This is a genomic window from Rhizobium sp. N621 (assembly GCF_001664325.1).
GTDB lineage: Bacteria > Pseudomonadota > Alphaproteobacteria > Rhizobiales > Rhizobiaceae > Rhizobium > Rhizobium esperanzae.
Genome location: NZ_CP013495.1, coordinates 4,192,035 through 4,217,396 on the forward strand (window position 1 = coordinate 4,192,035; position 25,362 = coordinate 4,217,396).

A 25,362-nucleotide genomic window follows, 5' to 3' on the forward strand; every position below is an offset into this window, starting at 1 on the left:
TTGGTATGTCGTGGCAAGGGGCCTTTTGCCTCGTTCGGCGATCTGACGCACGTCAACCAATGCCGGTGGACAAGATTTGACAGTTGAAAATTAACCGTTTGTTAACGATTGACGCGAATCAGGCACAGGCGCTAGTTTCCCGGTGATCTTCCTGCCAGGGGACATGCGCCATGGAAATTTTTTCCCTGCGGTCTTCTCAGAGTTTGCTATTTAAAAACAACCCTAATAACGCAAGAAATTCGAAGACTGCCGATATTCAAATCGAGACCAAGGCTCCGGCACCGGTTTCGTTTCACATCGAAGATAATCTCGACGAGGGGCCGGATTTCACCGCCGTCAGCCCTGGCGAGCTGCGCAACTACGCCCGCCAAAGCTTCGATAGCGGTCTGATCGATCAGCACACTTACGCCGCGATCTCCGAACCGTTGCCGATGCATGCGATCGATCCGCTGGGCAATATCATCGATCTCTCCAGCGTCACCGACGGCACGAGTTTCAATTTCCTCGATTATTATAAGAACCAACTGCAGGTCGCCATGTCGATCGGCGATCCTCATGAGGTTCAGACGCTGAAATCAATCGTCAACTTTCTGGATGGCTGATCAAAGCATGATGCCGAAAAGTCTGAGCGATTTTTCGGACGACATCATGCTCTCATTATCCAGTTTAGAACAGGATGATACATCCGGTTCCTAAGTCAGGCCTTGCGCCAACCGATGAGGCCTGGCGTTGCGTGCCATAGCGCCTGTGCGGCAAAGCCCATGAACAGCACGCCGGACGAGCGCACGATCAGCCGCTCATGTGCGCGATAGAAGCGCCGCACCGCACCCGCGCCGATGACGCCGATCAGGATGATGTCGGCGGTCACAAACCCCAGAAAGGACACAACGAGAAGCACCGGCAGCGCCTCGAAATCGAGTGCACCGGCCGAGCCCGCGACCAGCGCCGTGAAGGTGGCAAGCGCCACCGGGTACCCCTTCGGATTGGTGACCCCGAAAATCAGGCCACGCCGGAACGGCCGCTCGACCATAACAAGCGCCTGCCCATCCGCTTTCGGCTTGGCATTGACGGCGCCCCAGCCGATCCAGGCGAGGTAGAAGCCGCAGGCGAGCCCGAGCAGATCGAAGACGAAGGTCCCGATTGTCTTGGCGCCGACGATCGCAATCAGCGCCAGCGACGACCAGATGAGATCTCCGACCAGATGCCCCATCATGAACAAGGCGCCGGCCTTGCGCCCCTGCCCGGCGCCGATGCCGAGCAGTTGCAGAAAGGCGGGGCCTGGTATGAGCACGTAGAACAGCGCCGCCAGAAAGGCGCCGAAAAGCAGGGACTGCGTCATGAAAATGCTCCGAAGAATGACCGGAGCAGACTAAGCGATGGCAGGCATCCGTCAAGGGCGATGGCACGGCCATGAAAAGGTCGGAGCCGTTCTGCGCGTCCGTAAAAAGCTGAACCGCTCCAATCGCAATCTGCATATCGTCATCACCTTCCGGTTGGCGTCGGCCGGGCTCGAGCCTGCCGCCGCGTCCAGGGCGCTTCCGCAACGGGTCGTGGTCGGTTGGGAGGGCGACGGATGTCGCCGTCGCCCGGCCACCATCAGCTGCCTAGGACCTCAATTCCATGCCTCTGGCACGCCGCCAATACGGCGCCGATTTCCTCGGCCGAAGGAGGGCCATCTGGCGGAACTTCGCTCTGGCCGACGTCGCGGAAAAAGTGGCTCATCGAGTTTTCCACGACGGCGATCATCTGCGCGGGGATGCTTCCGGTATTGGCATAATTGTGCGGCTGGAAGGAGCGCAGGGTGAGAACGTCGCCGGGCCGCGCGACCATTTGCGAGGGAGGTACGCTGTCGAACACCGTGAAGGTAATCTCGCCGCTCAGGACCCGGAATATCTCCACGGATTCGTGCTTGTGCGGCGGCGTACCGGAACCGGGGGGCACGGTCACCTCCAGGATCGACAAGCCCTTCTCCGGCACTTCGCCCATGAACTGCACCTTGTCGCGAATGACCCAAAGGGCGTCCGCAGTGTCTCGTGTCTTGAATGCTTGATCCATCATCGTCTCCATCGTTAAGCCGGCCCTCGCCGGCATGTGTGTGATCAGTTCTCGTCGGTCTCGGCCGCCTTCAACAGCGCCTGCATCGCCCAGGACGCGACCTGTCCCGCGTCCTTCCCCGTCAATCCGCCGTAGTCCTTAAGCGTTTCCCAGGCGCTGGCGCTGTAGAGAAGGTGGAAGAGCGCCTCGACCTTGCGGGCGCTCTTGGAATTTACATCCAGATTGGCCTCTTCAAGGCACGTTCGGAACGCGGTGCGCCGTGCCTTGACCGTCCGCATCCGCATGGCGTGACCCGTTGGCGTATGAAGGCTGGCGCGAATGATACCTTCGTTCTTGTCGAACTGCGGAAAGGCGTCGAGGGGCGAGCGAAGAAGCTCCTCCAGGGTCGTCGGAAGGGTCGCCGCATTCATGCTTTGGTTAATGCGGACCCAGAACGCGTCGAACAGCGCTTCCTTCGTTGCGAAATGTCGGAACACGGTTCGCCTCTCCACCCCGGCAGACCGCGCGACATCGTCCATGGAAATGTCCGCGAACGCATTGCCGTTGAGAAGGTCTGAGGTGGCGCGCAGGATGCGCTCCCTTGTTTCCTGGGCCTGCGACTCCCGCAAGGGAGAGCTGTACTTTCGTGTGGGCGACTGTTGGGACATTATGTCTCTCATGATGTATTAATGTCTCTTGTAGTGACACAATTTTACGATCATGTCAACTGGGGTTGTTGACCCTTCGCGGAGAGGGGTATCGGCAAGACCCAGACGCAGGCGATGGCGCGCGAACAGCGACGATTGATGACCGTTGTTGGCGCAATCCGGTCATCTTGAATGCCCCGAGAGATATCGGCGCGCTTGCCACGCATTCCATAAAAAAAGCCCGCGCGGCAATGCCGGCGGGCTGATGTCCGTCCGAAGACGAATTCCGTGATTACTTCCCGAGGTTGCGCTTGCCGAGCGTGCGCAGGCGCAGCGCGTTGAGCTTGATGAAGCCGGCTGCGTCCTTCTGATCGTAGGCGCCCTGGTCATCCTCGAAAGTGACGAGCGTGTCGGAGTAGAGCGACTTTTCGCTTTCGCGGCCGATGACCATGACGTTGCCCTTGTAGAGCTTCAGCGTCACTTCGCCTTCGACATGCTCCTGGCTCTTGTCGATCAGCGCCTGCAGCATCTCGCGCTCCGGCGAGAACCAGAAGCCGTAATAGATCAGCTCGGCGTAACGCGGCATGATCTCATCCTTAAGATGGGCGGCACCTCGGTCGAGCGTGACCGATTCAATGGCGCGATGCGCCGAGAGCAGGATCGTGCCGCCGGGCGTCTCGTAAACGCCACGCGACTTCATGCCGACGAAGCGGTTCTCGACGAGATCGAGACGGCCGATGCCGTTGTCGCGGCCGTAGGTGTTGAGCGTCGCGAGCAGCGTCGCCGGCGACATCTCGACGCCGTTGATCGACACGGCATCGCCCTTGCGGAAGCCGACCTTGATTGTCGTCGCCTTGTCGGGCGCTGCTTCCGGGGAGATCGTGCGCATATGCACATATTCCGGCGCCTCCTGGGCAGGGTCCTCGAGAACCTTGCCCTCGGAAGAGGAATGCAGAAGGTTGGCGTCGACGGAGAACGGAGCCTCACCCTTCTTGTCCTTGGCGACCGGGATCTGATGCTGTTCAGCAAAGGCCAACAGCTCGGTGCGGCTCTTGAACGCCCAATCGCGCCACGGCGCGATGATCTTGATGTCGGGGTTCAGGGCATAGGCGGAGAGCTCGAAGCGAACTTGGTCATTGCCCTTGCCGGTCGCGCCGTGGGCGATCGCGTCGGCGCCGGTCTTGCGGGCGATATCGATCAGGTGCTTTGAGATCAGCGGACGGGCGATCGAGGTGCCCAGCAGGTAGACGCCCTCGTAGACGGCATTGGCGCGGAACATCGGAAAGACGAAGTCGCGCACGAATTCCTCGCGGACGTCCTCGATATAGATCTCCTTGATGCCCAGCATTTCGGCCTTTTTGCGCGCCGGCTCCAGCTCCTCGCCCTGGCCGAGATCGGCGGTGAAGGTGACGACTTCGGCGCCGAGTTCCGTCTGCAGCCACTTCAGGATGATCGAGGTGTCGAGGCCGCCAGAATAAGCGAGCACGACTTTCTTCACGTCTTTGTATGATGCCATGATGATGAGGTCCGTTGCATAAAGGCCGGCGAAAACCCGGTGTCGCGGCACTTTTAGCGAGATTGGCGCGTGACGCAAGGGCAAGTGCGACACCGCCGGCGCCGATAGCGTTTGACAGTGCGAAAGCGGAGCCCATATTCGCCAACGTCCTAGCAATGATCGAGGAGGGGCTCCCCGTGACGAATATTCAAGACATTTTCAAAAAATCCAATGTTGCCGTGGTCACCGGCGGTGCCTCCGGCATCGGCCTGGCGGCGGCGAAATATTTCGCCGGACGCGGCATGAGTGTCGTCATCGCCGATCTCGGCGGCGATCGGCTGGCCGCCGCCGCCGACGAACTCAAGGCCATTGCCGGCGAAGAAGATGTCATGGCGGTCGAGACCGACGTCGCCAGTAGGGACTCCTTGGAGGCGCTCGAACGCGCCGTGCTCCAGCGTTTCGGCCGTGTGCATGTGCTGATGAACAATGCCGGGATCGGTCCGGAGACTTCGATCTTCAGTGCGCAGGCGAATTGGGATCATATCTTCGCCGTCAACCTGATGGGCGTCGTCAACGGCACGCGCGTCTTCGGGCCGAAAATGCTGTCCCACGGCGAGCCTGGCCTGATCATCAATACCGGCTCGAAGCAGGGCATCACCACGCCGCCGGGCAACCCCGCCTACAACATCTCCAAGGCTGGCGTGAAAGTCTTTACCGAAGCGCTCGAGCATGAGCTTCGCAACACCAAAGACGCGAAGATCTCCGCGCATCTGCTGATCCCCGGCTTCGTCTTCACCGGTCTCACCAAGGGCGACCGCGCGGAAAAGCCGGCCGGCGCCTGGACACCGGAACAGACGGTCGACTTCATGGTCGAAAGCCTGGAACGCGGCGATTTCTATATCCTCTGCCCGGACAACGACGTACCCCGCCCGGTCGATGAACGCCGCATGGCCTGGGCGGCCGGCGACATCATCGAGAACCGCCCGCCGCTGTCGCGCTGGCACAAGGATTATGCCGACAAGTTCAAGGCCTTCCTGGAGCAGAAGTGATCGGCGACATCAGGAGGTTTGATTGGTAATTTTCTGAAAGCCGGTTTAGAGATCGTCAGGGTTGTCCGGCTTGCAGAGAGTGCCATGGATTTCGTGCCCAGCCTTCCAACACTTCTGGCCTTTGCCGCCGCGACGCTCCTCCTTGCGGCGACGCCCGGCCCTGACATGACGTTGTCGATCAGCCGCGCGCTGGCCCAAGGCAAGAAGTCTGCCCTCTTCGTCGTCGTCGGCACCAGCCTCGGCATCGTCGTCCACACCATGCTGGTCGCCTTCGGCATCTCGGCGCTGATCACCGCCTCACCAACGGCTTTTCTGATCCTGAAGACCGGCGGCGCGGCCTATCTGTTCTGGCTCGCAGTGCAGGCCATCCGCTTCGGCTCGAAGCTCATCGTTGCCAAGATCGAGACGCAGAAGGGCACCGCGCTTGCCAACATCTCATCCGGCTTCTGGGTCAATCTCCTGAATCCCAAGGTCATCATCTTCTTCATGACCTTCCTGCCGCAATTCGTCAGCGCCGGCGATCCCGCCGTCACGCGTAAACTGCTGTTTCTCGGCTTTTGCTTCATCCTGATCGGTATGCCCGTCAATGCCGCCGTCGTCTTTGCCGCCGACTGGCTGGCATCCTGGCTGCAGAACAACAAGAAGGTTCTGCGCGGCATGGATTACACCTTCGCCAGCGTCTTCTCGATCTTCGCCGCCAAAATCCTGCTCACCCAGGCTCGATAGGTCGCGGTCGGCTCAGCCGATCAGCACGCTGTCGGTTTATCCGATCGGCACGCTGTAGGTTCAGCCAATCAGCAAAGCATCGTCATCGAGCGTCTGGCCGCGCATCTTGCGGAACATGGCGATCAGATCTTCGACCTGTAGGCCCTTCCTGCTGTCACCCGCCACGTCGAGAACGATCTCGCCGCCATGCAGCATGATCGTGCGGTGGCCGTAATCCAGCGCTTGGCGCATGGAATGTGTGACCATCATCGTCGTCAGCTTGCGCTCGGCAACGATCTTCTGCGTGAGGTTCATCACGAACTCGGCCATGCCGGGATCGAGCGCTGCCGTATGTTCGTCGAGCAGCAGCACTTCCGAGCCGGCAAGGGTCGCCATGACGAGCGACACGGCCTGCCGCTGCCCGCCCGAAAGCAGATCCATGCGATCCTTCAGCCGGTTTTCCAGCCCGAGATTGAGCTCGGCGATCCGCTCCTTGAAATAGTCGCGGCGCTTGCCGCCGAGCGCGGGCACAAGGCCGCGCTTTTCACCGCGCCGGGCGGCCAGAGCAAGATTCTCTTCGATCGACAACGAGCCGCAGCTGCCCGTCAGCGGATCCTGGAAGACGCGCGCCACCAGGCCGGCGCGGGCCGCCGTCGATTTGCGCGTCACATCGCTCTTGCCGATCAGAACCTGTCCTTCGCTCGGGATGACATCGCCGGCGAGCACGCCGAGCAGCGTCGATTTGCCGGCGCCATTGGAGCCGATGACGGTGACGAAGGAGCCTTGTTCGATGGTCAGACTGACGCCGTTCAGCGCCTGCTTCTGCAGCGGCGTGCCGCGTCCGAAGACGACCTTGATATCCCTGACGCTGATCACGATGCGGCACCTCGGCGAAGACGGGGAAGAATGAGTGCGAAGGTCACCAGCACTGCCGTCACGAAATTGAGGTCGGAGGCCTGCAGGCCGATAACGTCGCTCGACAGCGCCAGCTGGATGGCGATGCGGTAGAGGATCGAGCCGAGCACGCAGCCGACGAGCGCGATTAGCAGACCCCGGCGTCCGAGCAGCGTCTCGCCGATGATGACGGCGGCAAGACCGACGACGATCGTGCCGACGCCCGAAGTGACGTCGGCAAAGCCGTTGGTCTGGGCAAACAAGGCGCCACCGAAGGCCACCAGCGCGTTCGAAATCGCCATGCCGAGATAGATCTGCCGGCTGGTGTCGACGCCCTGGGCGCGGGCCATGCGCGCATTGGCGCCGGTCGCGCGCATCGCAAGCCCGGCATCGCTTTCCAGAAAACGCCAGACCAGAATCAGCGCGACGACGACGAGAACGCCGACGAAGAGCGGCCGCACGTAGAAATCACGCAGGCCATGACCGAAGAACGGGCTGATCATCGTATCGGCATTGATGAGCGCGACATTGGGTTTTCCCATCACTCGAAGATTGACGGAAAACAGCGCGATCATCGTCAGGATCGAGGCAAGCAGGTTGAGGATCTTGAAGCGCACATTGAGCAGCGCCGTCACCATGCCCGCGCCCGCCCCTGCCGCCATCGCGATCAAAGCCGCAAGCCAGGCATTGACGCCGGCAATGATCAGAACGGCTGTCACTGCGGCGCCGAGCGGAAAGGAACCGTCCACCGTCAGGTCGGGAAAATCGAGGACGCGGAAGGCGAGATAGACGCCGAGGGCGACGAAGGAATAGACCAGGCCGAGCTCGACGGCCCCCCAGAATGCGATTTGGCTCAAGGCTTTCAGCCCCTTTTTGTTTCCGTTCCGCCCGTCGCGAAACCGCAGCCTTTTAATACTTCAGCCGCCCCCGCGCAAACGGGAGCGGCTGAATGTGAATGGTTGATGTAAAGATGAGCGCTTACTCGATGACTTTGTTGGCGCGCGAAAGCACGCTCTCGGGCAGGGTGACGCCCATCTTGGCCGCGGCAGCCTTGTTGACCACCAGATCGCTGCCGGCAGCGGTCTTGACTGCGATATCGCCCGGGTTCTCGCCCTTCAGCACACGAACGACGATCTCGCCCGTCTGCTTGCCGACATCGTAATAGTTGAAGCCGAGGGCGGCGATCGAACCGCGCGATACCGAATCCGTATCGGCGGTGAAGAGCGGCAGCTTGCTTTCTTCGGCAACCGCGACGGCACCTTCGAGCGCGGAGATGATGGTGTTGTCGGTCGGAACATAAATCGCATCGGCGCGACCGACGAGGGCGCGCGCCGCACCCTGAACCTCGGCGGACTTGGTGGCCGCCGACTCCACGACCGTCAAGCCGGCCTTCTCGGCTTCGGCCTTCAACACTGCGAGCAGCGAAACGGAATTCGCCTCACCAGAATTGTAAAGGTAACCAATTGTTTTGGCCTTCGGTACGATTTCCTTGATCAGCGCCAGATGCTCGCCGACGGGAGACATGTCGGAAAGGCCGGTGACATTGCCGCCGGGCTTATCCATGTTCTTGACGAGCTGGGCGCCGAGCGGATCGGATACGGCCGTGAAGACGACCGGAATGTCGCGCGTCGCCGACACGACGGCCTGGGCCGAGGGCGTGGAGATCGGCACGATGACATTGGGCTCATCACCGGCGAACTGACGGGCAATCTGGGCCGCCGTCGCCGGATTGCCCTGCGCCGATTCGAACACGAATTTCAGGTTCTCGCCTTCCTTGTAGCCGGCGGCCGTCAGCACGTCGAGAACGCCCCTGCGGGCGGCATCGAGCGCGGGATGCTCGACGATCGCCGTCACGGCAACGGTCACATCATCGGCCTTGGCGGGCAGGGAAAGCGCCAAAGTGGCGGCAAGAGCGAGCAGAATCGGGCGCATGGATGTCCTCCTGAATGATTTTGGCGGCACTATTAGGAAAAGCGCATGCTTAAATCAATGCAGGAGAATTGCAGCGAGGATCAAACTTGCTGATCAGTCGTCGGCGCCGTGATTGGCGATCATCATTGCCTCGAAGGCCAGGCGCTCTGTCTTGCGCATGCGTTCGGATTCCGATTTCAGCTGGCCGCAGGCGGCAAGGATGTCGCGGCCGCGCGGGGTGCGGATCGGCGAGGCGTAACCGGCCGAATTGATGAAATCGGCGAATTTCTCGATCTGCTCCCAATCCGAACACTGATAATTGGTGCCGGGCCACGGATTGAACGGAATGAGGTTGATCTTCGCCGGCACGCCCTTCAGGAGCTTGATCAAACCTTTCGCGTCTTCGAGGCTGTCGTTGACATCCTTCAGCATCACATATTCGAAGGTGATGCGCCGCGCATTGGAAAGGCCCGGATAGGCCTTGCAGGCGTCGATCAGCTCCTTCAGCGGGTACTTCTTGTTGATCGGCACGAGGATGTCGCGCAGGTCGTCTCGCACCGCATGCAGCGAGATCGCCAGCATGACGCCGATCTCCTCGCCAGTGCGGAAGATCTCCGGCACGACACCGGAGGTGGAAAGCGTCACGCGTCGCTTGGACAGCGACAGGCCGTCGCCATCCGTGGCGATCAGCAGCGCCTGCTTGACGCTGTCGAAATTATAGAGCGGCTCGCCCATGCCCATCATGACGATATTGCTGACCTTGCGGCCCTCTGCAGGCATGATCGTGCCTTGCGGCGCTTCACGATCCGGAAAATCGCCGAGCCGGTCGCGAGCGAGCAGCAGCTGCGACAGGATTTCCTCCGCCGTCAGGTTGCGCACCAGCCGCTGTGTCCCGGTGTGACAGAAGGAGCAGGTCAGGGTGCAGCCGACCTGGCTTGAGATGCAGAGCGTGCCGCGGCCCTCTTCCGGAATGTAGACGGCCTCGATCTCGACCGGGCGGCCTGCGCCCCGCGCGGGAAAACGCAGCAGCCATTTGCGCGTGCCGTCGTTGGAGACCTGCTCCTCGACGATTTCCGGACGCGCAATGGTGAAATGCGTCTTCAGCATCTCACGCATGTCCTTGGCGACATTGGTCATATGGTCGAAATCGGAGACGCCGCGCACATAGATCCAGTTCCAGAGCTGCGAGACGCGCATCTTGATCTGCTTTTCGGGTACACCTTTTTCCCGGAGCGCCGCCGCCATTTCCTCGCGGGAGAGCCCGATCAACGACGGCTTCTCGGCGCCGGAAGAGGGGCGCGCGGCCTGAGGTTTGTTGACGACGATCGCATCCATGACGGACATAGGCTTCTGACCTCGAATTAAAACACGTAACCGTTCCGCAAGCCGCGGACTTCAGGATTTGATCCGGAAGACTTGCGGAGGCATGACGGCACATTGGCAGAAATTGATGGCGGACGGCGACTGATATCGCGATCTGTCCGCTGTTTGCGCGGCCTTTAGCATCATTTTGCCCGCGCGTCACTATAGATGGAAATGGCAAGAGCCGGCACAAGGCCGGCTCTTGAAACTTTGTGACTGGAAGTCCCGCCTACTTGCAGCTTTCGATCTGCTTCAGCGCTGCCGAGATGCCCGAGAGCGAATAGCTGTAGGACGTGCCCGTGCCCTTGCGCGAGACGGCATTGACCGTCATCGAATGACCGGTCTTCATCGCTGCGACGAGGGCCGGCTCCTGCGCCGCGTTCTCCACCCAGCCGGCCTTGTCCTTGGTGAACATCACGAAGGTCTTGTTGTCGATGACGACGTTGATCTTTGAATTTTCCTTGACCGTGTAGCCCATCATCGCCTGCGGCTCGTAGGAGATGTTCTGGCCCGGACGCTGCGAAACGATGAAGAAATTGTCGCCGTGGTCGACGCTTGCCGGCTGCTTTGCCGTTGGAACGGATAGCACGTAGCACACAGTGCTGTTGCCCGACTTATAGGAATAGGCGCCCCAAGCCTGGAACTGCTGAATGCGGGTCGGCGCGGCCTGCTGCGCTGCCGCCACTCCGGCCATTGTCAGGGTGAGGGCGAGGGCGGATACGATACTTCTTACAAACATGGATTCCTGCCGGTTCTTGCGATTCAAGGCCCGAAGCGATCATAGCGGGCGCCGCATAATCACGATCTGCTTTATTTTGACTTAATTCAGGTTACCAAATGGTCAACAATAGCTGCGATTTGTATGTGCCTGTGTCATTTCAGCTCGACTACCACTTTTGCCCCTTGCCGAAATCGGCTGCGATGCCGGTGCGCCGATGGCACCGGCTGGCCGTTCGGCTGAACTTAAGACACAAAGATTCAGGCAAGAGTTTGACCTTTCAAAAATCCGCTGTACCTCATTAAGACTTTGGAAATCCGGGACGAAATTTTCGCCGCGGGGGCTGGTGAGACAACATGGATGCCTGGGAAAGACGGCGTTTCGCTGCCCTCGCAAAGGCTGTCGCAGATGATCGCGACCAGCAGGCCTTTTCCATCCTGTTCGACTATTTCGCGCCGCGACTGAAGAGCTGGCTGATGCGCCAGAAGATGACATCAGGCGAGGCCGAAGAGCTGGTGCAGGAGATCATGATCGTGCTCTGGCACAAGGCCTATCTCTACGATGCGACGCGATCTTCTCTGTCGACCTGGCTTTTTCGCATCGCCCGCAACCGCCGCATCGATCTGCGGCGCCGCACCGGCACCCGTACTTTCGACGAAACCGACCCGACCCTGCTGCCATCGGCCGAGATCGGCGCCGATGAAATCATCGCCAGTGGCGATCGCGACGCCAAGCTGCGCGCCGCGGTCGAACAGCTGCCCGAAGAACAGCGCGACATGCTGCGTGCCGCCTTCTTCCTCGGCCAATCGCATTCTGAGATCGCCGAAGCGACCGGGCTGCCGCTCGGCACGGTGAAATCACGTATTCGGCTTGCTTTTGGAAAGCTTCGCAAGATGCTGGAGCAGGAACTCAGGTGAACCGCGCCGTGACCTTCAAATCGTTTTCATTGTGTCCACGGGCCGGTCGGCAAGCACGCGGTCCGCCGCGTCGTAATGGCTCGGCCGGATATGACCGCGCACCATGGCAAAGGCGGCGGAAAGCACGGCGATGTCGTCAGAAAAGCCGATGACGGCGAAAATATCCGGGATCATGTCGACCGGCATGACGAAATAGGCGAGCGCTGCAAGCAGCACGCCGCGGACCTTGGTCGGCGTCTGCGGATCGAGCGCACAGTAGAAACCGGCGACGACGTCGCGCGAGAAGGGAATTTGCCGCACGGCCCGCCGGAACGTCGGCCAGAATTTCTGCCGTACGGTTTTCTCCCGCCGGCTCTGGGTGTCCTCGTCGCCCGGCAGCAGGATTTCCCCGAATTTGACCTCGTCCATCCCTGACATCCTTTCGTCCATGCGAACATATGGTGACGGCTTTTCGGCTTTCAATCTTCAAACGGCACCGCGTGCTGCCGCCTTGTCCATCGCCCGGGCGAGCTTGAAATCCAGTTCCGTCAGCCCGCCGGCATCATGCGTGTTCAGCGTCACATCCACCCGGGAATAGACATTGAACCATTCGGGATGGTGGTTGAGTTTCTCGGCCGTAATCGCTGCCTGTGTCATGAAGCCGAAGGCCTCGATGAAATTTGAAAACTTGAACGATTTCGAGATCGAAGAGGCCGCATCATTGAGCGCCCAGCCTGAAAGCTCGGCCAGTCGTTCCTCGGCCGCTGCCCGTTCCAGTCTTTCCTGTTTCATGCCATGATCCTCTCATCCGTCAGCAGGTTACCGATGAAAGACATCAGCATCCTTTTCGTTTGTATGGGCAATATATGCCGTTCTCCGCTCGCGGAGGGAATTTTTACCCACCTTGTTAACCAGGCGAGGCTGAGAGATCGTTTCACGATCGATTCCGCCGGCACCGGCGGCTGGCATGAAGGTGAACCGCCCGACCGTCGTTCGATCGCTGTTGCCCGCCGCCATGGCATCGACATAGCAGGGCAACGTGCCCGGCGCATCCGTTCGATCGATTTCGTCAGTGTCGATCTGATCGTCGCCATGGACCGCGACAACGTGGCTGAACTCAACAGGATCACCTCTCCCGAGGCGAATATCCAGCTGTTCGGCGATATCGCGCTGGGAACGGGGGAGGACATTGCCGACCCCTATTATGGCGGTCCGGAAGGTTTCGAGCTGCTCTATACCAAGCTCTTGACCGGCTGCAGCAGCCTGCTCGAAACGCTGGTCGCCGAACGTACTTCGTGCAGCGGGAACACTTCCTCGGTGAGGTAGGGCCCGCCGCCGACCGATTCGCGCGATGAAAGCAGCACGAAACGCGGCGCCGTGAAGGTCGCGGTGTGGAAGTTGCCGCGCCCACTCAGGTATTGCACGACATCGTCGAGCCGCGAGGATTTCAGCCGGGCCAGCGTCACGTGCGGCGTGAACTTGCGCGGATCCGGCGGCAGGCCGATGCGCTGGCAGATCCGTTCGATCTCGCCCTGCAGGGCGTACATCTCAGGCGAGTGAGAAACGCCTGCCCAGACCGAATGCGGCTTCTTCGAGCCGAAGGACCCGATGCCTTCGAGCCGGAACTGAAATTCCGGCCGATCGATCCGGTCGAGGCGCTCAACGATTTCATCGGCCGTACGACCGTCGACATCACCGATGAAGCGCAGCGTGATGTGGTAATTCTCCACATCGATCCATCGTGCTCCGGGGAGGCCACCGCGCAGCAATGAAAGGCTCATTGCCGCATTGCGCGGAATTTCGAGGGCGGTAAACAGTCTCGGCATAACGAGCACTCCCCGAATCTTTTGCAGGTGCTTACACGGAATCACGCAATCAATGGCCGTGCAAGCCCCTAATTCTTCACAGAAGAAATCGTATCGATGAAATTTGTGACATCAGCTTCCATTTTCTCGACCATGACGTCGACACCTCTCGCGTTCGGATGCATGCCGTCATCGAGCTTCAGCCCCGCATCGAGCGCAACCCCGTCGAGGAAGAAGGCGTAAAGTCGAACTCCATATTTGTCGGAAAGTTTCCGATAAATCGGATTGAAGCGCGCCGCATAATCCGCTCCCATGTTCGGCGGCGCCATCATGCCGACAAGCAGCACCGCTATGCCGCGCGCCTTGAGCCGGGCGATCATCTGGTCGAGGTTTTTCTCGCTTTCTTCCGGCGGAATACCGCGCAGCGCATCATTGGCGCCAAGCTCGAGGATAACGCCATCGGTGCCGTCGGGGACGGACCAGTCGACCCTGGCAAGCCCACCTGTCGTGGTGTCGCCCGAGACCCCGGCATTGGCAATGGAAACGTCGAGTCCCTTGGCCTTCAACGCCGTCTGCAGCTTTTCCGGAAAGCCCTCGCCGGGCGGCAGCTGATAACCCGCCATCAGGCTGTCCCCGAGCCCGACGAGGTTGATCGTCCGCGCATTTGCGCCCACGGCAAAGATCAGCGACACCGCGATGACGGTGAATTGAAGCGCGGCAACTTTAAATCTCATTCTGGCTTCCCTAGATTGGCGAGGTGCCGTTATGCGGCCATTGCGTTAGAGATTAATATAGGGCGATTTCTGTTGGCAAAAACCATCATCGAGTTGAAGGGCGCCGATCTCACCCTTGGCAGTGCGGCCGCCTCCGTCCATGTTCTGAAGGGCATCGATCTCGATATCGCCGCTGGCGAATCCGTCGGCATCGTCGGCCCTTCCGGCTCCGGCAAATCCACTCTGCTGATGGTGCTTGCCGGACTGGAAAAGCTCGACAGTGGCGAAATCAATATCAATGACACGCCGCTCCACGCCCTGAGTGAGGATGAGGTCGCCGATTTCCGCGGCCGCAATATCGGCATCGTCTTCCAGTCCTTCCATCTGATCGCCAACATGACGGCGCTGGAAAACGTCGCGGTGCCGCTGGAGCTCGCCAATATCAGCAACGCCTTCGAAATCGCCCATCGCGAACTGAGTTCGGTCGGTCTCGGCGAACGGCTGAACCACTATCCCGGCCAGCTTTCCGGCGGCGAGCAACAGCGCGTGGCGATTGCCAGAGCGCTCGCTCCCTCGCCCGCCTTGCTGATTGCCGACGAGCCCACAGGCAATCTCGATACCGAAACGGGCCGACAGATCGCCGATCTTCTCTTCGCCAAGCAGGCCGAACGCGGCATGACCCTGCTTCTCGTCACCCACGACGTCTCGCTGGCAAACCGCTGCTCGCGCCAGATCCGCGTCCGTTCCGGCAGGATCGAGGGCGACAGCGCCGCCCGCCGCAGCGAGGCGGCAATCGCATGAGCATGGTCACGCCACGCGTCGCGCTCGCTTTTCGCCTGGCGCTCCGCGAACTGCGCGGCGGCGTTCGTGGCTTCTACATCTTTTTGGCTTGCATCGCGCTCGGCACCGGTGCGATCGCCGCCGTCAATTCCGTTTCGCAGTCGATCACCGACACGATCGCCTCGCAGGGGCAGGAGTTGCTGGCCGGCGACGTCCGCTTCGAACTCAACAATCGCCAGGCGACACCTCAGGAAATGAGCTTCCTTCAGGGCCTGGGAACCGTTTCGGTTTCAACGGGCCTGCGCTCGATGGCCCGCAAGCCCGACGGTTCCGACCAGGCGCTGGTCGAGGTCAAGGCCATCGACGACGCCTATCCGCTCTACGGCAGGTTCATCGCCGAACCGGACTATCCGCTTACAGCCCTGCTCTCCGACCAAGGCGGCACCTATGGCGCGGTCGCCGCCCCGCTGCTTCTCGATCGGCTTGGCCTTGCGGTCGGCGACGAATTGCTGCTCGGCAATGTCAAGCTCAGCATTACCGGCACTGTCAAAACCGAGCCGGACGCGCTGTCGGAAGGCTTCGGTTTTGCGCCGCGTCTGCTCGTCAGCCGACAGGCGCTCGAAGCCTCGGGGCTGATCCAGACCGGAAGCCTGGTCGAACACGCCTACAAGATCCGATTGGAAGACAAGCACGCGATCTCGGGCATCCAGGCGCGCGCCTCCAAGGAGTTTCCCTCCGCCGGTTGGTCGATCCGCACCAGCGACCGCGCAGCACCCTCGCTCACCGAGAACATCACCCGTTTCTCGCAATTCCTGACGCTGGTCGGCCTGACTGCGCTGATCGTCGGTGGCGTCGGTGTCGCCAATGCCGTACGCGCTTTCCTCGATTCCAAGCGCACCACCATCGCCACCTTCAAATGCCTCGGCGCTCCGGCCGCCGTTGTCGTTCTGATCTATCTCTTTCAGATCGCCATCATCGCCCTTGGCGGCATCATGATCGGCCTCGTCATCGGCGCCCTGTCGCCGATCTTTGCGGCGCAGTTCCTGGCGCAATTCCTGCCGGTCTCAACCGCGCCGACCCTCTATCCCGGCGCGCTGCTCCTTGCGACGCTCTTCGGCATCCTGACGACGCTCGCCTTCGCCATTTTGCCGCTCGGCCATGCCCGCGAAGTGCCCGCGACCGCACTCTTCCGCGAGCAGGGCTTCGAGGCCCGCCGTCTGCCGTCCTGGCCCTATATCCTGCTTGCCGCCCTTTTCATGGCAGCCCTTGCCGGCCTTGCCATCCTCACCGCCTATGATCGCTTCATCGCCGTCGTCTTCGTCGGCGCAATCGTCTTTGCCTTCGTTGTCCTGCGCCTCGTCGCCGCGTTGATTGCCTGGCTCGCGCGCCGCAGCCCGCGCGTTCACTCGCCGGCGCTGAGGCTCGCGATCGGCAACATCCACCGCCCGGGCGCGCTGACGCCATCAGTGGTGCTCTCGCTCGGCCTCGGCCTGGCATTGCTGGTGACCCTGACCTTGATCGACGGCAACCTGCGCCAGCAGCTGACCGGCCGCATGAACGAGGGTGCACCCAACTTCTTCTTCGTCGATATCCAGAGTGCCGAGGTCGACGCCTTCCGCAATCTTGTCCAGGCGCAGGCGCCGAAGGGCAAGCTGATGGAGGTGCCGATGCTGCGCGGCCGGATCATCGCCTTCAACGGCGAGGACGTCACCAAGATGAACGTGCCGGCCGCCGGCCGCTGGGTGCTGAACGGCGACCGCGGCATCACCTACGCCGACACGCTGCCGGAAAATGCCGCGCTCACCGAAGGCAGCTGGTGGGACAAGGATTACAACGGCGAGCCGCTGGTCTCCTTCTCCTCCGAAGAGGCGCATGAACTCGGCCTGAAGATCGGCGATAGCGTCACCGTCAACGTGCTGGGGCGCAATATCACGGCCAAGATCGCCAATCTGCGCCGTGTTCAGTGGGAATCGCTGTCGATCAATTTCGTCATGGTCTTCTCGCCGAACACCTTCCGCGGCGCCCCGCATGCCTGGCTGGCGACGCTGACCGATCCCTCCTCGACGCCGGCCGAAGATGCGGCAATTCTGAAATCCGTCACCAATACCTATCCGACGATCACCAGCGTGCGCGTCAAGGACGCGATCGATATCGTCAACCAGCTCGTCGCCCAGCTTGCGACCGCGATCCGAGCCGCCGCATCGGTGGCGCTCATCGCCTCGATTCTTGTTCTTGCCGGGGCGCTCGCCGCCGGCAACAGGGCCCGCACCCACGACGCGGTGGTGCTGAAGACGCTCGGCGCCACGCGCGCCATGCTGATTCGTGCCTTCAGCTACGAATATCTGATCCTCGGACTGGCAACCGCGATCTTCGCACTCTTTGCCGGCGGTATTGCCGCCTGGTTCATCGTCGCCCGCATCATGCGACTGCCCTCTGCCTTCCTGCCTGATGTGGCAGGACTGACGCTGGTGACGGCACTCGTTCTGACCGTCGGCATCGGCCTCGTCGGCACCTGGCGCATCCTCGGGCAGAAGGCCGCGCCTGTGCTGCGCGAGCTTTGAGAGCAATTCCAGGAAAGTGCGAAGCGGTTTTCCCAGGCAAAGCGCGAAGCGCTTTTGCGGGATTGCATATATCCAAAAGGTTCGAGCGGTTCTGCGTTTCCTTGAAAAGCTGAACCGCTCTGGCGCCGCCCCAAAGCCTTCACCTTACGGCGATTTAACCGTCCGCGCCTTTGCAAGCCCCTTGTTTGCAAAGGGCTAAGGCCTCATATTGTCTGCAGGCATGCTGGAGCTCCGCAGCGGCGCCCGGGTCGAGAACCCCGACACCGTATCTCCTTCGGAGCTTGTAAGAGGAAACTATGGCTGATCTTCGTAACTATCAAAGCCGCGTCCAGACCGGCGAGATGATTGATCAAGGCCTGCGCGCATATATGCTCAAGGTCTACAACCTGATGGCGCTGGGCCTGGCGATCACCGGCGTGGCCGCATATCTCGGATTCAACTTCGCGGTCCAGGACGGCCAGCTCACCCAGTTTGGCGCGCTTCTGTTCCAGTCGCCGTTGCGCTGGGTCGTGATCCTTGCCCCCCTTGCGGTCGTCTTCTTCCTGAGCTTCCGCATTCATCAGATGAGCGTGTCCGCCGCTCAGACCACCTTCTGGATCTACGCCGGCCTGGTAGGGCTGTCGCTCTCGTCGATCTTCCTGGTCTATACGGGCCAGAGCGTCGTTCAGACCTTCTTCGTCACCGCCGCCTCCTTCGGCGCGCTGTCGCTTTACGGCTATACGGCGAAGCGTGACCTGTCGGCGATGGGTTCGTTCCTGATCATGGGTCTCTTCGGCCTGATCATCGCCTCGCTCGTCAACATCTTCCTGGCTTCATCCGCGCTGCAGTTCGCGATCTCGGTGATCGGCGTGCTGATCTTCGCAGGCCTCACCGCCTACGACACGCAGAGGATCAAGGAACTCTACTTCGAAGCCGATGACGTCGCTGTCGCCGGTCGCAAGGCGATCATGGGCGCACTGACGCTCTATCTCGACTTCCTCAACCTCTTCATGTTCCTGCTGCAGTTCATGGGCAACCGCAGATAACAGGCGCATTGAGATCGAAAAGGCGGCTTCGGCCGCCTTTTTTGTTGCGCCGGTTTCGCAGGGGTGGTTTTAGAGGAGCCTGCTCTTCCGATGGACCTGCCGCCCGATGTCCTTCCTCCTGCGCGACGCCTCCCAAGCCGACATCCCCGCCATTACGGAGATCTATCGTGACTCGGTCTTGAATGGCGTTGCAAGCTACGAGATTGCGCCGCCCTCCGAGGCCGAAATGGCCCAGCGTTTTTCCGCGATCGTCAGCCAGCAATATCCCTATGTCGCCGCAACCGATGCTGACGGGAAACTCCTGGGCTACGCTTATGCGTCGGCCTTCCGCACCCGCCCCGCCTATCGCTGGATGGTGGAGGATTCGATCTACCTGGCGCCCGAAGCCCGCGGCCGTGGCATCGGCAAGGCACTGATGGTCGAGCTGATCGACCGCTGCACCGCGCTTGGCTTTCGTCAGATGGTAGCCGTCATCGGCGGCGCGAGCCCGGCCTCGATTGCGCTTCATCTGAAGGCAGGTTTTGTGGAGGTCGGACTGATGAAGGGCACCGGCTACAAGCACGGCCGCTGGCTGGACACGATGCTCATGCAGCGCAGCCTCGGCGAGGGCATGACGACCGATCCGGATCCCTCCACCTATCCCGGTTCGTTGTTTCCGGGCTGATGAGAATTATTTATCGACGAGTTTCAATGCCTTGTCGAACACCTTGAGGACCTGATTCAGCTCGTGCCCGCGCTTCAGGATCATGCCGTTGACGTTGATGACAGAATAGGCGCCCTGTTTGGCGGCAAGCTTCGGGTTCTTTTCGATCCGGAAGAGCGGCATCTCGCCGGAGCGCTTGAAGACGGAAAAGACTGCTCTGTCCTTCAGATGGTCGATGGCGTAATCGCGCCATTCCCCCTCGCCGACCATGCGGCCGTAGATCCAGAGGATCGCGTCCAGCTCACGCCGGTGGAAGGTCACCGGAAGCGGATCCTTGCTTTGTTTGTACTCCCTGAGATCGACGACGACCGAGGAACTATTGTCGACGGAGCGGCTTTCGCCGTGTCGCAAATCCGGCTGATCTGTCATCAGGTCTCCAAGGCCTCCGCTTGTGACAGGAGAGTGACAGTTTGCCCGAGCCGCCGCAAATTGCAAGAGTGCGGCTCCTCACATTTGGCCGTACCGCAGCGCCGCACGTCCAGGCACCTTCGTTGGGGACCAAGCAATGCTTTCTCCCCTGTGCCGCATTTCAGTCAAAACAGCGCCTCATTTGCAGGGGATTTATGCATCCCGGTTTGGCGCCAGCGCGCCAAAGGGCCCGGCGGAGCGTATCGACCTTAACCCCAGCCCCGAATACGCTCGGCCGGGCCGCCCGGCATTTCACCCGTCATCGGGCGAAATATCAGATATTTTTTCCCGCCATCACCACGGTTGCGCCGAGAATCGCTGCCGGATCGCCGTCGGCCGTCGCCGACTGCAGCAGGATCGCGCAGCCCTCGAGCTGCGGTCGCTGCAGGACGCTCGCCGGCAGCGTCAGACTGGTCGCCTTGCCGTCCCACATGCCGACGGTTTCGACATTGGTGACGCTGTGCAGATAGGAGATCTTCTTGCCGCTGTTTTCGCCTTTTTCGACGTCGATCGTCTTTTCCTTGTCGAAATAGACCATCACGACATTGGCCTTGCCCTGTCCTTCGCCGATCTTGATCTCCAGCTCGTCGCCGCGCATCGCCGCGCTGATGGGAACGGTCAGCCCGTTGCCTTCGATGCTGTATGTGTCGATCTTGCTGTTGATACCGGTGAGATCGGCGCCGGCCAAATGGCCGCGCCCGTTGACGATCGCCTGCGGCGTATAGACGTTGCTGCGGCCCATCGTCCTGGCGTAGCCGTACTGCCGCTCGGTATTTTCCTTGGAGCTCAGCGTATCGGCCCAGCCGAGATAATTCCAGTAATCGACATGATAGGCGAGCGCGATGACGTCGCCCTGGTTCACCAGCTTGCGGAAGGCGGCATCAGCGGGAGGACAGGAGGAGCAGCCCTGCGACGTGAAAAGCTCGACGACGCCTCTGGGCTTGCCGTCTTCGGCATGCAGCGAGCCTGCAAAAGCAATGCCGGCGATCAGCGAAATCAAGAAACGGGGGGACATTCACCTGCACCTCTTTTTCAGCGCCGGCGTTTTGGAACCGAAGGCTCTGAGATATCAGAGTACGAATAATCCTTCCCGGTCCAAACGAAAAATCACGAACGGGTGAGACCACAGCTCGGCCGGAACGCAGCTGAAACAAATCATCGTGAGCCTCCGGCAAAGACTGTCGCCGCAAAGAAAATCCGCCGGAAATTGCTCTCCGGCGGCCATTATCAATCAACTCTCCTAGACCCGGATGATTTTAGGCCGGCCCGGCCTAAAATCTGAATCCGGATCTACATCAAAGAAGAAGAACATGATGTCGTCCGAAAACCGCTCACACTTTTCGGCATCATGCTCTGAAAATCAGGCAGCGAGATCGCGCAGCACCGTCTGCAGGATGCCGCCATTGTTGAGGTAGATCACCTCGTCGAGCGTATCGACGCGCGACAGCAGCGGAACGTCCTTAACGGTGCCGTCGCTATAGGTGATCTTGGCAATCTTCCGCTCGCGCGGCTTGATCTTGTCGAGGCCCTCGATGGTAACGAGTTCGTCGCCCTTCAGGCCGAGGCTCTGCCAGGTCGTGCCCTCTTCGAAGACAAAGGGGATGACGCCCATGCCGACCAGATTCGAGCGATGGATGCGCTCAAAGGACTGGGCGATCACCGCCTTGACGCCGAGCAGGTTGGTACCCTTGGCAGCCCAGTCGCGCGACGAGCCGTTGCCGTATTCGACACCGGCGAAGATGACGAGCGGCACGCCTTCGGACTTGTACTGCATGGCGGCGTCGTAGATCGAGGTCTCCTCCTTCGACGGGTAGTGGATGGTGTAGCCACCTTCCTTGCCGTTCGGGCCAAGCATGTGGTTGCGGATGCGAATGTTGGCGAAGGTGCCGCGCATCATCACTTCATGGTTGCCGCGGCGTGTGCCGTACTGGTTGAAGTCGGCAACCGCAACGTCGTGGCCGATGAGGTAGGCGCCTGCCGGCGAAGCCGCCTTGATCGAACCGGCCGGCGAGATGTGGTCGGTGGTGATCTTGTCGCCGAACAGGCCGAGGACGCGCGCGCCCTTGATATCAGCGACGCCGGTGCCCTTCTTGCCCATGCCGACGAAGTAGGGCGGGTTCTGGACATAGGTCGAGTTGTCGTCCCAGGCATAGGTCTGGCCCGGCGGAACCTGAACGGCCTGCCAGTTGACGTCGCCCTTGAAGACGTCGGCGTACTTGGATTCATAGAGCTCGCGGGTGACGAATTTCTGGATGAATTCCTGCACCTCATGCGAGGTCGGCCAGATATCCTTCAGATAAACAGGATTGCCGTTCTGGTCTTCGCCGATCGGTTCCTTGGTGAGATCCTTCTGCACGGTGCCGGCGAGCGCGTAAGCGACGACGAGCGGCGGCGAAGCCAGGTAATTCGCCTGGACGTCAGGCGAGATACGGCCTTCGAAGTTGCGGTTCCCCGACAGAACGCCGGATACGATCAGGCCCTTGTCGTTGATCGTCTTCGAGATCGGCGCCGGCAGCGGGCCGGAATTGCCGATGCAGGTGGTGCAGCCGAAGCCGACGAGGTTGAAGCCGAGCTTGTCGAGGTCGGCCTGCAAGCCGGACTTGGCGAGATATTCGCCGACGACCTGCGATCCCGGCGCCAGCGAGGTCTTGACCCACGGCTTGGTCTTCAGGCCCTTGGCGACGGCGTTGCGGGCGAGAAGGCCGGCAGCGATCAGTACCGACGGGTTGGAGGTGTTGGTGCACGAGGTGATGGCGGCAATCGCCACGTCGCCATGGCCGAGATCGAAATCCGTGCCTTCGACCGCATAGCGGTTGCCGAGCTGACCGGGCTTCTTGTAATCCGCATCCATCGAGCCGGCGAAACCGGAAGCGATGTTTTCGAGCGCGATGCGGCCTTCCGGACGCTTAGGGCCGGCCATCGACGGCACGACGTCGCCGAGGTCGAGTTCCAGCGTGTCGGTGAAGACCAGATCGGAACCATCGCCTTCACGCCACATGCCCTGGGCCTTCGAATAGGCTTCGACCAGCGCGATCCGGTCATGCGTGCGACCGGACATGGTGAGATAGTTGATGGTTTCGCCGTCAACCGGGAAGAAGCCGCAGGTGGCGCCGTATTCCGGACCCATGTTGCCGATCGTCGCACGGTCGGCGAGCGGCATGTTGTCCATGCCGGGGCCGAAGAATTCGACGAATTTGGAAACGACGCCCTTCTTGCGCAGCATCTGCACGACGGTCAGAACGAGGTCGGTCGCGGTCACGCCTTCCTTGAGCTTGCCGGTCAGCTTGAAGCCGATGACCTCAGGCAGCAGCATCGAGACCGGCTGGCCGAGCATCGCCGCTTCCGCTTCGATACCGCCCACGCCCCAGCCGAGAACGCCGAGACCGTTGATCATCGTCGTGTGGCTGTCGGTGCCGACGCAAGTATCGGGATAGGCGATCGTCTCGCCGTCTTCTTCCTTCGTCCAGACGGTCTGGCCGAGATATTCGAGATTGACCTGGTGACAGATGCCGGTGCCTGGAGGAACGACGCGGAAGTTCTTGAAGGCCTGCTGACCCCACTTCAGGAAGCGGTAACGCTCGCCATTGCGCTGATATTCCAGCTCGACGTTCTTGGCGAAAGCCTGCGGCGTGCCGAATTCATCGACGATGACGGAGTGGTCGATGACGAGGTCGACGGGAACGAGCGGGTTGATCTTTTCGGGATCGCCGCCGAGCGACACCATCGCGTCGCGCATCGCGGCAAGGTCGACGACGGCGGGAACGCCGGTGAAGTCCTGCATCAGCACGCGCGCCGGGCGATAGGCAATCTCGTTTTCGACCGCGCCCTTGTTGTTCAACCATTCGGCAACGGCCAGGATATGCTCCTTGGTGACCGACTGGCCATCTTCGAAGCGCAGCAGATTTTCCAGCAGCACCTTCATCGAATAGGGCAGCTTGGAAACGCCGGGCAGACCGTTTGCCTCAGCCTTGGGCAGGCTGTAATAGACATAGTCCTTCCCGTTCACGGAAAGCGTGGAACGACAATTGAAACTGTCAAGAGATTTAGACACGAGAGACCCCGTTTCTGATAGCCAACACAGTCGTGCGAACGCCTATGCACTTAATGCACATCAGGATGCGGGTACGGCCATTTCCGCTGTCCGCACGTGGAGCAGACGCTCCAAGTTCGGCGCAAGGATGAAATTCACGCCGACCGCTGGCGTGGTTGCAGGTCTTATAGATAATTTCCTAAAAACTTGCCATACCCGGAAACGAGCAAAATCGGACATTTTTTGACCCATCCGGAAGCCAAAACGAAGAAAGAACCGATGCATGCATCTCACCGCCGAAAATCTGGCCGCAAGGCGCGGTGACGATCTGATTTTCGTTAATCTTTCCTTTCACTTGGCGGCCGGCGAGGCGCTTGTGCTGACGGGAAGAAATGGATCCGGAAAGTCCACTTTGCTGCGTGTTCTTGCCGGCCTCCTGCGGCCGGAAAAAGGCACTGTCGTCTTTCATGGCGACGGCAGCCGGGAAGGCCAGCATCCCGGCGAGGTCAGCCACTACCTCGGCCATCGAAACGCAATGAAGAATGAACTTACGGTTGCAGAGAATCTCGATTTCTGGCGCACCTTTCTCGACGAAACGGAAACTTCTGCCGGGCTGTCCCTTGAGGAGGCAGCCGAAGCCGTCGGCCTCTCGGGAATAACCCACCTTCCCTTCGGTTATCTCTCCGCCGGCCAGCAGCGCCGATTCGCCTTCGCCAAGCTGCTCGTCGCCCATCGCCCCGTCTGGATCCTCGACGAGCCCACAGCGGCGCTCGATGCCAGCGCCGACCGGCTGTTTGCCGGATTGATCGAAGCGCATCTGGCAAAGGGTGGCATTCTTCTGGCGGCGACACATCAGCCGCTGGGATTGAAGAACATGCAGGAATTGAAGATGACGGGCTTTGCCGGCGTGGATCAGGGAGTGTGGGGATGACTGCCCTCTTCCTCCGCGACCTGAAACTTTCCATCCGCGCCGGCGGCGGTGCGCTGATCGGCGTGCTGTTCTTCCTGACCGTCGTCGCCGTCATCCCCTTCGGCGTCGGGCCGGATCTCAAGCTGCTTTCGCGCATCGGCCCAGCCATCGTCTGGATCGGCGCGCTGCTTGCCGCCCTTCTCGGCCTCGACCGCCTGTTCCAGGCCGAGCGCGACGACGGATCGCTCGACCTGATGCTGATGCAGGAAACACCGCTTGTCCTGACCGTGCTGGTCAAATGCTTCGCCCATTGGGCCGCCACCAGCCTGCCGCTGGTGATCGCCTCGCCGCTGCTCGGCCTCTTCATGAATATGGACGAGGCAGCGATCGGCGCGACCATGCTGACGCTTCTTGTCGGCTCGCCGGCCATTACCTTCATTGGCGCCGTCGGCGCTGCCGTTGCCGTCGCCCTGCCCCGCGGCGGCCTGCTGGTTTCCATCCTGGTCCTGCCGCTGACCATCCCGGTGCTGATCTTCGGCGTCAGCGCCACCTATGCCGCGGTCGAGGATCCCGCCCCTTTCCTGCCGCCCTTCCTCATCCTGACTGCGCTGACGCTGTTCTTTGCGGTGATCGGCCCGGCCGCCGCTGCGCTCGCGCTGCGAAACACGTCGGATTGAATGTCACTCGATTGCGGGAACAGCCGGATAGGGATAAGG

27 protein-coding genes are annotated in these 25,362 nt (G+C 60.9%); 11 read left to right on the forward strand and 16 right to left on the reverse strand.

Features of this window, described 5'->3' with window-relative positions; all coding sequences use genetic code 11:
* Positions 1-170: 170 nt before the first annotated feature.
* Positions 171-602: a hypothetical protein gene (locus AMK00_RS20135; RefSeq protein WP_064805470.1), complete on the forward strand. Its 432-nt coding sequence runs from the start codon at positions 171-173 to the stop codon at positions 600-602.
* 95 nt (positions 603-697) lie between these two features.
* Here the strand turns inward: AMK00_RS20135 and AMK00_RS20140 are convergent, their stop codons facing one another.
* The 4 genes from AMK00_RS20140 to AMK00_RS20155 all read right to left on the reverse strand — a co-directional run bounded on the left by AMK00_RS20140 (position 698) and on the right by AMK00_RS20155 (position 4,197).
* Positions 698-1,339: a LysE family translocator gene (locus AMK00_RS20140; protein ID WP_064805472.1), complete on the reverse strand. Its 642-nt coding sequence runs from the start codon at positions 1,337-1,339 to the stop codon at positions 698-700.
* Between the two features lie 257 nt (positions 1,340-1,596).
* Entirely contained in the window at positions 1,597-2,058 is a 462-nt protein-coding gene (locus AMK00_RS20145; RefSeq protein WP_237352966.1) for a cupin domain-containing protein, read from the reverse strand.
* Between the two features lie 41 nt (positions 2,059-2,099).
* On the reverse strand, positions 2,100-2,702 hold the full coding sequence (locus AMK00_RS20150) for a TetR/AcrR family transcriptional regulator (RefSeq protein ID WP_064805474.1): 603 nt from the start codon (positions 2,700-2,702) through the stop codon (positions 2,100-2,102).
* Between the two features lie 271 nt (positions 2,703-2,973).
* Positions 2,974-4,197, reverse strand: coding sequence for an argininosuccinate synthase (locus AMK00_RS20155; protein ID WP_064806391.1), 1,224 nt, complete (start codon positions 4,195-4,197; stop codon positions 2,974-2,976).
* Between the two features lie 176 nt (positions 4,198-4,373).
* Between AMK00_RS20155 and AMK00_RS20160 the strand changes: the two genes are divergently transcribed.
* Both AMK00_RS20160 and AMK00_RS20165 read left to right on the forward strand, forming a co-directional pair.
* Positions 4,374-5,225 (forward strand): SDR family NAD(P)-dependent oxidoreductase, encoded by an 852-nt coding sequence (locus AMK00_RS20160; protein ID WP_064806393.1) that lies wholly within the window; start codon positions 4,374-4,376, stop codon positions 5,223-5,225.
* Positions 5,226-5,309: 84 nt separating this feature from the next.
* Positions 5,310-5,951 carry a LysE family translocator gene (locus AMK00_RS20165; protein ID WP_064805475.1) on the forward strand — a complete coding sequence of 214 codons (642 nt, stop codon included), beginning with the start codon at positions 5,310-5,312 and terminating at the stop codon, positions 5,949-5,951.
* Positions 5,952-6,011: 60 nt separating this feature from the next.
* Here AMK00_RS20165 and AMK00_RS20170 read toward each other — a convergent pair whose 3' ends face one another.
* The 5 genes from AMK00_RS20170 to AMK00_RS20190 all read right to left on the reverse strand — a co-directional run bounded on the left by AMK00_RS20170 (position 6,012) and on the right by AMK00_RS20190 (position 10,836).
* Positions 6,012-6,806, reverse strand: coding sequence for an ABC transporter ATP-binding protein (locus AMK00_RS20170; RefSeq protein WP_064805477.1), 795 nt, complete (start codon positions 6,804-6,806; stop codon positions 6,012-6,014).
* Entirely contained in the window at positions 6,803-7,681 is an 879-nt protein-coding gene (locus AMK00_RS20175; RefSeq protein WP_064805479.1) for an ABC transporter permease, read from the reverse strand. The genes AMK00_RS20170 and AMK00_RS20175 overlap by 4 nt, the downstream gene beginning before the upstream one ends.
* 121 nt (positions 7,682-7,802) lie before the next feature.
* Positions 7,803-8,756, reverse strand: a complete 954-nt coding sequence (locus AMK00_RS20180) for an ABC transporter substrate-binding protein (RefSeq protein ID WP_064805481.1) — start codon at positions 8,754-8,756, stop codon at positions 7,803-7,805.
* A 93-nt stretch (positions 8,757-8,849) separates the two neighbouring features.
* Positions 8,850-10,079 carry a 23S rRNA (adenine(2503)-C(2))-methyltransferase RlmN gene (gene rlmN, locus AMK00_RS20185; RefSeq protein WP_064805483.1) on the reverse strand — a complete coding sequence of 410 codons (1,230 nt, stop codon included), beginning with the start codon at positions 10,077-10,079 and terminating at the stop codon, positions 8,850-8,852.
* A 247-nt stretch (positions 10,080-10,326) separates the two neighbouring features.
* A complete protein-coding gene (locus AMK00_RS20190; RefSeq protein ID WP_064805485.1) occupies positions 10,327-10,836 on the reverse strand; it encodes an invasion associated locus B family protein in 510 nt (169 codons plus the stop codon).
* 335 nt (positions 10,837-11,171) lie between these two features.
* On the opposite strand from AMK00_RS20190, the gene AMK00_RS20195 reads away from it, so the two are divergent.
* Positions 11,172-11,732 (forward strand): sigma-70 family RNA polymerase sigma factor, encoded by a 561-nt coding sequence (locus AMK00_RS20195; protein ID WP_064805487.1) that lies wholly within the window; start codon positions 11,172-11,174, stop codon positions 11,730-11,732.
* 15 nt (positions 11,733-11,747) lie between these two features.
* Here AMK00_RS20195 and AMK00_RS20200 read toward each other — a convergent pair whose 3' ends face one another.
* Positions 11,748-12,140, reverse strand: a complete 393-nt coding sequence (locus tag AMK00_RS20200) for a YkvA family protein (protein ID WP_064805489.1) — start codon at positions 12,138-12,140, stop codon at positions 11,748-11,750.
* Between the two features lie 57 nt (positions 12,141-12,197).
* Positions 12,198-12,503 (reverse strand): 4a-hydroxytetrahydrobiopterin dehydratase, encoded by a 306-nt coding sequence (locus tag AMK00_RS20205; RefSeq protein WP_064805491.1) that lies wholly within the window; start codon positions 12,501-12,503, stop codon positions 12,198-12,200.
* 33 nt (positions 12,504-12,536) lie between these two features.
* Here AMK00_RS20205 and AMK00_RS30990 point away from each other — a divergent pair, with 33 nt between their 5' ends.
* Complete coding sequence (locus tag AMK00_RS30990; protein ID WP_082240338.1) at positions 12,537-13,037, forward strand: low molecular weight protein-tyrosine-phosphatase; 501 nt, start codon at positions 12,537-12,539, stop codon at positions 13,035-13,037.
* Here AMK00_RS30990 and thpR read toward each other — a convergent pair.
* Both thpR and AMK00_RS20220 read right to left on the reverse strand, forming a co-directional pair.
* Positions 12,944-13,537, reverse strand: a complete 594-nt coding sequence (thpR, locus tag AMK00_RS20215) for an RNA 2',3'-cyclic phosphodiesterase (protein WP_064805495.1) — start codon at positions 13,535-13,537, stop codon at positions 12,944-12,946. The two genes, AMK00_RS30990 and thpR, sit on opposite strands and share 94 nt — an antisense overlap.
* Positions 13,538-13,605: 68 nt before the next feature.
* On the reverse strand, positions 13,606-14,250 hold the full coding sequence (locus AMK00_RS20220) for an arylesterase (RefSeq protein WP_064805497.1): 645 nt from the start codon (positions 14,248-14,250) through the stop codon (positions 13,606-13,608).
* A gap of 72 nt (positions 14,251-14,322) precedes the next feature.
* Here AMK00_RS20220 and AMK00_RS20225 point away from each other — a divergent pair, with 72 nt between their 5' ends.
* The 4 genes from AMK00_RS20225 to AMK00_RS20240 all read left to right on the forward strand — a co-directional run bounded on the left by AMK00_RS20225 (position 14,323) and on the right by AMK00_RS20240 (position 19,259).
* Positions 14,323-15,030, forward strand: coding sequence for an ABC transporter ATP-binding protein (locus AMK00_RS20225; protein WP_064805499.1), 708 nt, complete (start codon positions 14,323-14,325; stop codon positions 15,028-15,030).
* Entirely contained in the window at positions 15,027-17,570 is a 2,544-nt protein-coding gene (locus AMK00_RS20230; protein WP_064805501.1) for an ABC transporter permease, read from the forward strand. Before AMK00_RS20225 ends, AMK00_RS20230 begins: the two co-directional genes overlap by 4 nt.
* Before the next feature lie 296 nt (positions 17,571-17,866).
* Entirely contained in the window at positions 17,867-18,595 is a 729-nt protein-coding gene (locus AMK00_RS20235) for a Bax inhibitor-1/YccA family protein (protein ID WP_064805503.1), read from the forward strand.
* 106 nt (positions 18,596-18,701) lie between these two features.
* A complete protein-coding gene (locus tag AMK00_RS20240; RefSeq protein WP_064805505.1) occupies positions 18,702-19,259 on the forward strand; it encodes a GNAT family N-acetyltransferase in 558 nt (185 codons plus the stop codon).
* A 6-nt stretch (positions 19,260-19,265) separates the two neighbouring features.
* Here the strand turns inward: AMK00_RS20240 and AMK00_RS20245 are convergent, their stop codons facing one another.
* The 3 genes from AMK00_RS20245 to acnA form a co-directional block, all read right to left on the reverse strand.
* Positions 19,266-19,667, reverse strand: a complete 402-nt coding sequence (locus AMK00_RS20245; protein ID WP_064805507.1) for a DUF2794 domain-containing protein — start codon at positions 19,665-19,667, stop codon at positions 19,266-19,268.
* 313 nt (positions 19,668-19,980) lie between these two features.
* Entirely contained in the window at positions 19,981-20,721 is a 741-nt protein-coding gene (locus AMK00_RS20250) for a DUF1223 domain-containing protein (RefSeq protein ID WP_064805509.1), read from the reverse strand.
* Positions 20,722-21,066: 345 nt separating this feature from the next.
* The gene (gene acnA, locus AMK00_RS20255; RefSeq protein WP_064805511.1) at positions 21,067-23,757 is read right to left on the reverse strand and encodes an aconitate hydratase AcnA; all 2,691 of its coding nucleotides are present in this window, start codon (positions 23,755-23,757) and stop codon (positions 21,067-21,069) included.
* A 262-nt stretch (positions 23,758-24,019) separates the two neighbouring features.
* Between acnA and ccmA the strand changes: the two genes are divergently transcribed.
* The gene (ccmA, locus tag AMK00_RS20260) at positions 24,020-24,667 is read left to right on the forward strand and encodes a heme ABC exporter ATP-binding protein CcmA (RefSeq protein WP_064811518.1); all 648 of its coding nucleotides are present in this window, start codon (positions 24,020-24,022) and stop codon (positions 24,665-24,667) included.
* The gene (gene ccmB / locus AMK00_RS20265; protein WP_012485530.1) at positions 24,664-25,323 is read left to right on the forward strand and encodes a heme exporter protein CcmB; all 660 of its coding nucleotides are present in this window, start codon (positions 24,664-24,666) and stop codon (positions 25,321-25,323) included. The genes ccmA and ccmB overlap by 4 nt, the downstream gene beginning before the upstream one ends.
* Positions 25,324-25,362: the final 39 nt, after the last annotated feature.